At 59.9% G+C, this 8,860-nt stretch carries 9 protein-coding genes; 5 read left to right on the plus strand and 4 right to left on the minus strand.

Annotated elements, in window-relative coordinates; translation table 11 throughout:
* Together ABYV26_RS14915 and ABYV26_RS14920 are read left to right on the plus strand one after the other, a co-directional pair.
* A partial coding sequence (locus ABYV26_RS14915) for an aminotransferase class III-fold pyridoxal phosphate-dependent enzyme (protein WP_372682149.1) occupies positions 1 to 2,085 on the plus strand: 2,085 nt, incomplete at its 5' end.
* A gap of 85 nt (positions 2,086 to 2,170) precedes the next feature.
* Positions 2,171 to 3,232 carry a tartrate dehydrogenase gene (locus tag ABYV26_RS14920; protein WP_372682150.1) on the plus strand — a complete coding sequence of 354 codons (1,062 nt, stop codon included), beginning with the start codon at positions 2,171 to 2,173 and terminating at the stop codon, positions 3,230 to 3,232.
* Positions 3,233 to 3,237: 5 nt separating this feature from the next.
* Here ABYV26_RS14920 and ABYV26_RS14925 read toward each other — a convergent pair whose 3' ends face one another.
* The gene (locus ABYV26_RS14925; protein WP_372682151.1) at positions 3,238 to 3,810 is read right to left on the minus strand and encodes a class I SAM-dependent methyltransferase; all 573 of its coding nucleotides are present in this window, start codon (positions 3,808 to 3,810) and stop codon (positions 3,238 to 3,240) included.
* A gap of 123 nt (positions 3,811 to 3,933) precedes the next feature.
* Positions 3,934 to 5,160: a M20 family metallopeptidase gene (locus tag ABYV26_RS14930; RefSeq protein WP_372682152.1), complete on the minus strand. Its 1,227-nt coding sequence runs from the start codon at positions 5,158 to 5,160 to the stop codon at positions 3,934 to 3,936.
* Between the two features lie 389 nt (positions 5,161 to 5,549).
* On the opposite strand from ABYV26_RS14930, the gene ABYV26_RS14935 reads away from it, so the two are divergent.
* The 3 genes from ABYV26_RS14935 to ABYV26_RS14945 all read left to right on the plus strand — a co-directional run bounded on the left by ABYV26_RS14935 (position 5,550) and on the right by ABYV26_RS14945 (position 7,355).
* Positions 5,550 to 5,984, plus strand: a complete 435-nt coding sequence (locus ABYV26_RS14935; RefSeq protein WP_372682153.1) for a DUF3592 domain-containing protein — start codon at positions 5,550 to 5,552, stop codon at positions 5,982 to 5,984.
* A 41-nt stretch (positions 5,985 to 6,025) separates the two neighbouring features.
* A complete protein-coding gene (locus tag ABYV26_RS14940; protein WP_372682154.1) occupies positions 6,026 to 6,502 on the plus strand; it encodes a plasmid pRiA4b ORF-3 family protein in 477 nt (158 codons plus the stop codon).
* 154 nt (positions 6,503 to 6,656) lie between these two features.
* Positions 6,657 to 7,355 (plus strand): GNAT family N-acetyltransferase, encoded by a 699-nt coding sequence (locus ABYV26_RS14945; protein WP_372682155.1) that lies wholly within the window; start codon positions 6,657 to 6,659, stop codon positions 7,353 to 7,355.
* Here ABYV26_RS14945 and ABYV26_RS14950 read toward each other — a convergent pair.
* Both ABYV26_RS14950 and ABYV26_RS14955 read right to left on the minus strand, forming a co-directional pair.
* Positions 7,352 to 8,659: a nucleoside recognition domain-containing protein gene (locus ABYV26_RS14950; protein ID WP_372682156.1), complete on the minus strand. Its 1,308-nt coding sequence runs from the start codon at positions 8,657 to 8,659 to the stop codon at positions 7,352 to 7,354. The genes ABYV26_RS14945 and ABYV26_RS14950 overlap by 4 nt on opposite strands.
* On the minus strand, positions 8,656 to 8,860 hold a 205-nt coding region (locus ABYV26_RS14955; protein WP_372682157.1), incomplete at its 5' end, for an acetate--CoA ligase family protein. The genes ABYV26_RS14955 and ABYV26_RS14950, both read right to left, overlap by 4 nt.

Raw genomic sequence — 8,860 nt, forward strand, 5'->3', positions numbered from 1 at the left:
CCGATCAGCCCGGATTTTGCAGAGGCGTGCTTCAGAGATGCCTGCGGAGTCGACCCGGTGCCCCGCTCCCGTGCCGTGATCGCTTGGCTGAAGGAAAACCAGGCGTCGTTCGCCCCGGTGGTGGATGCCGCGCTGCTGGCCGGCGATCCGCCGGTCATCGACCTGAGCGTGGACACGCCGCTGCTGGGCGCCGGGCCGGAAAAGGACGATGCGGCGGCGATGACACGAATGATCTTCCGGGAGATGGAAGATGCCGGCAGCCGCCTCGGCATCGGCCGCTACAACGAGGCCCGGGTGATTTACACCGCCGATGCGTTCAAGGTGGCGACGGATATGGCCCCCGAGTACCGCACCGTTCACCTGGGGCTGGATCTTTTCACCCGGCCGGGTGAACCGGTATATGCCTTCATGGGCGGGCGGGTCCACAGCTTTCGGAACAACACCGCCTGCCAGGATTACGGCCCCACGATCATCCTGTCCCATGAGACGGACAGCGGCATTCCGTTTTACTCGCTATATGGACACCTGGCAGCCACATCGCTGGATGGCCTGAAACCGGGCATGCCCATCAGGGCCGGACAGACGATCGGCACCATCGGCACCGCAACGGAAAATGGCGGCTGGGCACCCCACCTGCACCTTCAGCTGATCACCGATCTGCTGGAGCAGGACGGCGACTTTCCCGGCGTGGCCCGGCCCAGTCAGCGACGGGTGTGGACCGCCCTTTGCCCGGATCCGGGTGTGGTCCTCGGGCTAGACACGGCGCCGCCGGACGTGGAAGTCCGAAAGGCGGACGAGCTCATGGCCATCCGGCGAAGACACCTGGGCAAAAGCCTCAGCGTCTCCTATGACACCCCGTTGAAGATCGTTCGGGGCATGGGCGGGTTCCTCTACACCGAAACCGGACAGCCATATTTAGACGGGGTGAACAACGTCTGCCACGTGGGCCACTGCCACCCGACCGTGGTGGCCGCCGGTGGCCGCCAGATGGCCGTGCTCAACACCAATACGCGCTACCTCCACGACAACATCGTGGACTACGCCCGTCGTCTGCTGGCCACCTTTCCGGATCCGTTGAGCGTGTGCTTTTTCGTGTGCAGCGGCAGCGAAGCCAACGAACTGGCCCTGCGCATGGCGCGCACCCACACGGGACAGTGCGACATCATTACCGTGGACGGGGCCTACCACGGCAACACCCAGGGACTGGTGGACATCAGTCCTTACAAACACGACGGGCCCGGCGGGACGGGGGCACCGGACTGGGTGCAGACGGTCGTCATGCCCTGCGGCTACCGTGGGCCCCACAAGGGCACCGGGACGCCGTCCGGTATCGCCTATGCCGGCTACGTGAAGCGGGCCATCGAACGTATCGAGATCGGCGGCCGCAAGCCCGCGGCCTTCATCTGCGAAAGCATGCTGGGCTGCGGCGGCCAGGTGCTGCTGCCCGACGGCTACCTCCGGACCGCCTTTGGTCATGTGCGCGCTGCCGGCGGCGTCTGCATTGCCGACGAGGTCCAGGTGGGCTTCGGTCGGGCCGGCACCCATTTCTGGGCCTTCGAGACCCAGGGGGTGGTGCCGGATATCGTTACCCTGGGCAAACCCATGGGCAACGGGCACCCGGTGGCGGCGGTGGTCACTACACCGGAAATTGCCAATGCCTTCAACAACGGCATGGAGTACTTCAACACCTATGGGGGAAACCCGGTTTCCTGCGCCGTGGGCCTGGCCGTGCTGGACGTGATCCAAAGCGAAGGGCTGCAGGAAAATGCCAGGCAGGTGGGGGCCCACCTGCTGGAGCGGCTGTCCACCCTAAAAGATAAGTCAAGGTTGGTGGGTGACGTGCGCGGGTTGGGGCTCTACCTGGGGGTTGAACTGGTCACGGACCATGACACCCTGGCACCGGCAGCGGACGAGGCCGCCTATATCTGCAACCGCATGAAGGAATACGGATTTCTGATCAGTACCGACGGCCCCCTGCACAACGTACTCAAGCTCAAGCCACCCATCATCTTCTCTAAAGCGAATGCCGACGCCCTGGTCGACGCCTTGGAGAAAGTCTTTGCCGAGGATTGCCTGCAGGGATGAGCGGTTGGAATGATTACCGGTATCAGGATGTCATTCGTAAATTCCGTGTTGAATGAAGCGGGTTAAACCATAAGAGGAGCTTGCCATGGCCTACAACATCGCCCTGATTCCCGGAGACGGTATTGGCAAGGAAGTTGTCCCCGAAGGGGTCCGAACCATGAAGGTTATGGCCAAGAAATTCGGCTTTGCGGCTTCTTTCGCAGAGTTCCCGTATTCCTGCCAATACTACATCGACAACGGCGTGATGATGCCGCCGGATGCGCTGGAAGAACTGAAATCGTTCGATACCATCCTGCTGGGCGCCGTCGGCGCCCTTGGTGTTCCCGACCATGTTTCCCTGTGGGGTCTTCTGCTGCCGATCCGCAGAACCTTCGACCAGTATGTCAATCTCCGGCCGGTGCGCCTGTTGCCCGGGGTCAAGAGCCCTCTATCCGGCCGGGACCCCGAGGATATCGACTTCGTGGTCGTGCGTGAAAATACGGAAGGAGAGTATTCGGAAATCGGCGGACGTCTGTTTTCCGGAACGGACAGGGAGGTCGTCGTTCAGGAAACCCTGTTTTCCAAGAAGGGGGTTGACCGCATTCTGCGCTATGCCTTCGAACTGGCGCGCCGGCGACCGGACCGGCACGTGACATCGGCAACAAAATCCAACGGCATCCGTTACACCATGCCCTTTTGGGATGACCGGTTCCGGACCATTTCAAAGGAATACCCAGACATTCGCACCGACCAATACCATATCGACATCCTCACGGCCCACTTCGTGATGCATCCCGACTGGTTCGACGTGGTGGTAGGCAGCAACCTTTTCGGTGACATCCTTTCCGACCTCGGTCCGGCCGTGGCCGGCGGCATCGGCATCGCTCCGTCCGCCAATCTGAATCCGGAGCGCCAATACCCCTCGATGTTTGAACCGGTTCACGGTTCCGCCCCGGATATTGCGGGCAAAGGCATCGCCAACCCCATCGCGACGCTGTGGTCCGTGCAGATGATGCTCGATTTTCTTGGTGAGACTATGGCGGCCGACGGTTTGATGAAGGCGATTGAAACGGTGACGGCGAGCGGATGTTTGACGGCCGATCTCGGTGGCACCGCTACCACCGTTGATTTTACCGATAGCGTCATCGCTCACATCGACGGGCAGTAAGGCGGCTAAGCATGCAGATGAAAGACGGAAAGATAGGTCACGGCTCCTAAGTCGACGGTGCTGCGGCATTGAAAGCCCAGAGGTGCAAGGACGTTATGCAGCCCTTCCGGGGACAGGCGCACCTTCTCCGGCGGCCCCGGCGGTCCGGGCATCTTCTTGAACTCGACCACCGCCAACCGCCCGTCCGGTTTGAGCACCCGGACGATTTCCTTCAATGTGCCATGGTGGGTGCCGTCCTCAATCAGGTCGTGGAGCACCGTGGCCATGAGGCAGATGTCGACGCTGTGATCGGTTAGGGGAATATTCCTGCTGACGTCACAGACTGCCGCGTCGATGTTGTCCAAGCCCAGGGATCCGGCTTTTAGCCTGAGTTTGGCGATGCCTTCCTCCCACAGGTCAAAGGCATGCACCTTGCCCGTCTCCCGAATCTGGCGGGCGATCTCAATGGCATAATTGCCAATGCCGCAGGCCACATCGAGGAAGACGATCTCGCCGCGCAGGTCAACAGCGGCCAGGAAGGTGGCGAAATCGATGAGATCGAAGCTGCTCTTGCCGGCGGCGATGGGTGGGTGTGCCATGGTTCTCCTTTGATTCAACGTTAAAATATAAATTAGGGTTGACTTCACCATCGCGTTGGCTCGATTGACAGCGGGATAGTAAACGCCACGCTGCCACTGACCCGTTTTTCAGTCCACGATGGGTTAGCCGCTTGCAGGGGAGGGTTTGCCCAGAAGATCGATGGCCGCCCGGCAATAGGTTTCGACACCGGATAGCAGAATCGCTTCGTTGAAGCCAAAGCGCGGATTGTGGATGCCGGCATAGGCATCGTTGCCTGCGCCCAGGCAGAAAAAACAGCCCGGGACCTGCTCCAGGAAAAAGGCCATGTCCTCTCCGCCTAAGGTCATGTCCGGAATGACCACCCGTTCAATGCCGACGACTTCTCCGGCGATGCGCTTCATCCGATCGGCCATGCCCGGATCGTTGACTGTGGGCGGATACCCCTGCTCATGGCTCATTTCGTAACCGGCGCCCATGGACTCGCAAACGCCTTTGACGACCGTTTCGATGATCCCGGGCCAGCGTTCCCATGTTGCCTTGTCAAAAGTCCGTGCGGTGCCGCAAATCGCAGCGGTCTCCGGGATCACGTTGAAGGCGGTGCCGGCCTCGAATTTTCCGACCGTGATCACCGTCGGGCTCGTAGGGTCCATCTGGCGGCTGACAATGCGTTGCAAGGCAGCCACCACCTGGCAGGCGGTTTCCAGGGCATCTACGCAAAGATGGGGCATGGCCCCGTGTCCGCCTTTGCCCTTGATGGTGATGTCGAAACGGAACATGGCCGCCATCAGTACACCGGCCCGGATGCCGATGGTTCCTTCGGGAATCGTGGGCCAGATGTGGCAGCCCAGGGCGTAGTCCACTTGCGGATTGTCCATCACGCCGGCGTCGATCATGGGTTTGGCGCCGCCCGGGCCCTCTTCGGCTGGCTGGAAGACGAATTTGATCGTGCCGTTGATGCGGTCTTTGAGGGCATTCATGACCGTGGCGGTGGCCAGGGCCATAGCCATGTGGCCGTCATGGCCGCAGGCGTGCATGACGCCGGGGTGCTGTGAAGCAAAGGGCAGGCCGGTTTCCTCGGTAATGGGCAGCGCATCCATGTCGGCCCGGATGAGAAGTGTCGGACCGGGGCGGCCGGTTTCCAGCAGCCCCACCACACCGGTGCGGGCAACGCCGGTGACCACGGAAAGGCCTTCTTGTTTGAGGTAGTCGGCCACGAAGGCGCTGGTCTTCTCTTCCCTGAAGCCCAGCTCAGGAATGCGGTGAAGCTCCCTGCGGATTGCGATGAGCCGTTCATTGCACGATGCGATCTGGGCCTTGATTTGCATGGCGATACCTCTATCCGCTTTCAGTGGTTTGGCGATTTGGGTCATATCGGGTATTGACCGAACAACCCCATCGCTGGCGTTTCGGCAGCAAATCCGGGACCAAGGCGTGTTGAGCGCAAGCCGCACTGACGAGTAATGGCGCGCAACGCAGGCACCGGGTTTGTCGCTGTAACGTCATCATTAACTCAGAAGCAGACGGCATGCAACCATGGCGAAGGTCACCCCGGCCGCATCGCTGCTTTCGAATTAGGCACGGGCGGTCATTGGCGTGGTACATGGGAAAGGGTAACATCGACAGGAGTGGGACGCTCTTTGCTTAGAACCTTTCCATCGGCATTTTTATTCAATCTGTCAGATCTGGCGCGTGAGCGAAAGACGTGATCGCCTCTGTACATAGAAAATATCGGCGTCTTTCGAACCGCTGGTTTAAACGAATGAAACTTGCATCGTTGAGCCGCAACTTGATACCCAGTGTATTCATGATGCTTTTGGGATCGATTCTGTTGATCCCTTCGGCAGGCAAGATCTACGCATTTTATACATTCAGGAATAATACGGTTGCCGTATACGGGACAGTCGACAAAACGCCTCCGGCGGGCGGGGCGGGTTTTGGCGGCCGGCCATTGATTCGATACGAAGACCGTGAAGGGAACGTTCATGTCTTCAAGAGCAGAGACAAAACGCATTTCTTCGTTGCGCCCCGAAAAGGGGAAAGAATCAAGGTGCTGTATCTAAAATCGGATCCGCGAACGGCCATGGTCGACAGCAGGTTGCACCATATCATCATACCATTGCTCTTTATCGCTGTCGGTGCGGCGGCCATTTATTGGTCTCTTAAAAATATCTGGTCTGAAATAACGGCACATTAACTGCCGGCTGATTCCAATCAATAACGGTATAAAGGATTCCAATGCGACTCTTTCAATTCAGGGTTTCAATTGTCGGTGTGCCCAAGGTCTATCGAATCATCGATGCCAGTGAAAACTGCACGTTTGAAGACCTCCATGAAGCGATTTTCAGTGCCTTCAATCGGTACGATCCGCATCTTTACTCATTTTTCATTACCAAGTCGGACACCAAAAACTTTCGAACGATTTGGAGCGCACCCGAAATCACCCATCCGGAGAACACTGAGGATTTTATGGGGTTCGGCGAAAAGAAGATGTCGGTCGCAAAAATCAAGATCGGTGACGTCGGATTGGCAGAAAAAGATGTGTTTCACTACCTGTTCGATTTCGGCGACGACTGGTGGCATCGCATTCGCGTCCAGTCGATCAGAGAAGGCGCATTGAGGACCAAGCACAAGCTTATAAAGGTTGTTAAATCGGTGGGTGCGTCGCCGCCGCAGTATCCGGACGATGATGAGTATGAGGATGATGAGTATTGATGGTTCCGCAAAAACGCCGATATCTGCGCTATGCTTTATCTCTCTTCACTGCGGCGTACACCTAAGTGCGCCTCGTTCCTCGAGGCTCGCAAGCCTTCCTGTCCCGTTTGGTCTTTAGGGAGAGGTCTCGGCGCTTTTCACGAAACCATCCAAAGTGGATCTTTTTACCGGTTCAACAGAATTGATGGCTGTGAAAAAACGCTTTTCCAGGCCACCAATGGCCACCAACCCGAAAGGAAGAAAATGGCGTAGGAGCTTCCAGCCGCGATCAAATGGGACAAATCGCTGCGAGGCGCCGCTTCTAACCGTCCATAAAACCTTCAACGACCTGCTCGACATCATGGCGAGTAAATTGAACATACGCAAAGAAACGGCTGCGGACATCGAAGCCATTAGCGCGGTCACCGCAGCGGCATTCAAGGACCACCCGATCAGCAAGCAAACCGAGCCATTCATCATCCGCGCGTTGCGTGCCGCGGGCGCACTGACCCTGTCCCTGGTTGCGGAGATCGATGGGCGCGTCGTCGGGCATGTCGCCTTCTCGCCCGTAACCATCTCCGACGGAACCGGCGCGTGGTATGGCCTGGGACCGGTGTCCGTCCTGCAGGACCTGCAAAAGCAGGGCATCGGCAAGGCGCTGATCAACGAAGGGCTGTCCCGCTTGAAGACAATGGGTGCGCAGGGCTGCGCGCTGATCGGCGATCCGGACTACTACCGGCGGTTCGGTTTCAGGAATTATCCGGAAATGGTTTACGAGGGCATCCCGCAGAAGTTTTTCCAGGCGTTGCCCTTCATCGACGAGGTCCCGCAGGGCATTGTCGGCTTCCACGACGGGTTCCAGGCAACCTCCTAACCCAGAAACAGCCAACAGGCAACAATGGCGAAGACCACCCCGGCGGCGTCGGCGGTCAGGGCGGCGGCCATGGCGTGTCGGATGCGCCGGACCTGGACCGCGCCGAAGTAGACGGCCATGACGTAGAACGTGGTTTCCGTGGAGCCCTGAAAGGTGGAGACCAGCACGCCGGTGTAGCTGTCCGGCCCGATGGCCGGGTCGTTGATGATCGAGGCCAGGATGCCGTAGGCGCCGGAACCGCTCAAGGGGCGCATCAGGGCCATGGGCAGGGCTTCTGCGGGCAGGCCGAAGCGGCCGGTGACCGGGGCCAGGGCGCCCACCAGCAGGTCCAGGGCCCCGCTGGCCCGCAGCATGCCAACGGCCACGAGAATGGCCACCAGGTAGGGAATGATGCGCAGGGCTACCTGGAACCCCTCTTTGGCACCATCCACGAATACCTCGTAGACCGGCACCCGCCGAACCGCGCCGAAGATCAGAAAACCCGCCATCAGGAGCGGCAGGATCCACGGTGAGAGCGCCTTGCCGAAAAGGACGGCCCCGGGAATCAGGGCGGCCAGGGCGGCCAGGGCCAGGACGCTCACCCATATCGGATAGGCCCCTTGAGCCGCTTCCAAGGTGGATGTTTCGTCCGGAATCGTGGCATCGGTTTTCTCATCCGTACCCGCATTTCCGCCATCGGCCGGATGCGATTCTTCCAGGGGCGACAGGCGCTGGTAGAGCTTGGCGGCCAGGATGGCCACACTGGTGGAGCCGATGGTGGCCAGCAGGGTGGTGGGCAGGATGATCGCCGGATCGGCGCTGCCTGCCGCCGCCCGCAGGGCGATGACGCCGGTGGGCAGCAGGGTCACGCTGGAGGTGTTGATGGCCAGGAACAGGGCCATGGCGTTGGTGGCCGTCCCCGGCCGGGCGTTCAGGCTCTCCAATTCCTGCATGGCCCGGATGCCGAAGGGCGTGGCGGCGTTGCCCAGTCCCAGGGCGTTGGCCGACAGGTTGAGGATCATGGCCCCCATGGCCGGATGGTCGGCCGGCACTTCGGGGAAGAGTCGCACCATCAGCGGGCGGATCAAACGCGCCAGGATGACCAGCATGCCTCCTGCCTCGGCAACCTTCATCAGGCCCAGAAACAGGGTCATCACGCCCACCAGCCCGATGGCCAGTTCCACCGCACCGGTGGCCGAGTTCACCATGGCCGTGGAGAGGGCCTGCATGGGTGACGGAAGATCCGGCGCCGGCTGGAAGCCGATTTGCTTCCAGCCGGCAAAGCAGACGGCGGCGAGAACGATGATCAGGAAGATCCGGTTCACGCAGGCTTACCCGCTTTTTCTTCCTCGGACGTTGGTTTGAGCAGGATGCGGGCGTCGACGATGCTCAAGCCCTCGTGGTGAATGACCACCGGGTTGAGATCCATCTCCTGGATCTGAGGATAGGCCTCGATGATTTCCGAGCAGACCAAAAGCAGGTTGACCAGCGCTTTTTTGTCGTAGGGCTTGTCCCCGCGAGCCCCG

The organism is Desulfosarcina sp. (assembly GCF_041551955.1).
Classification (GTDB): Bacteria; Desulfobacterota; Desulfobacteria; order Desulfobacterales; family Desulfosarcinaceae; genus Desulfosarcina.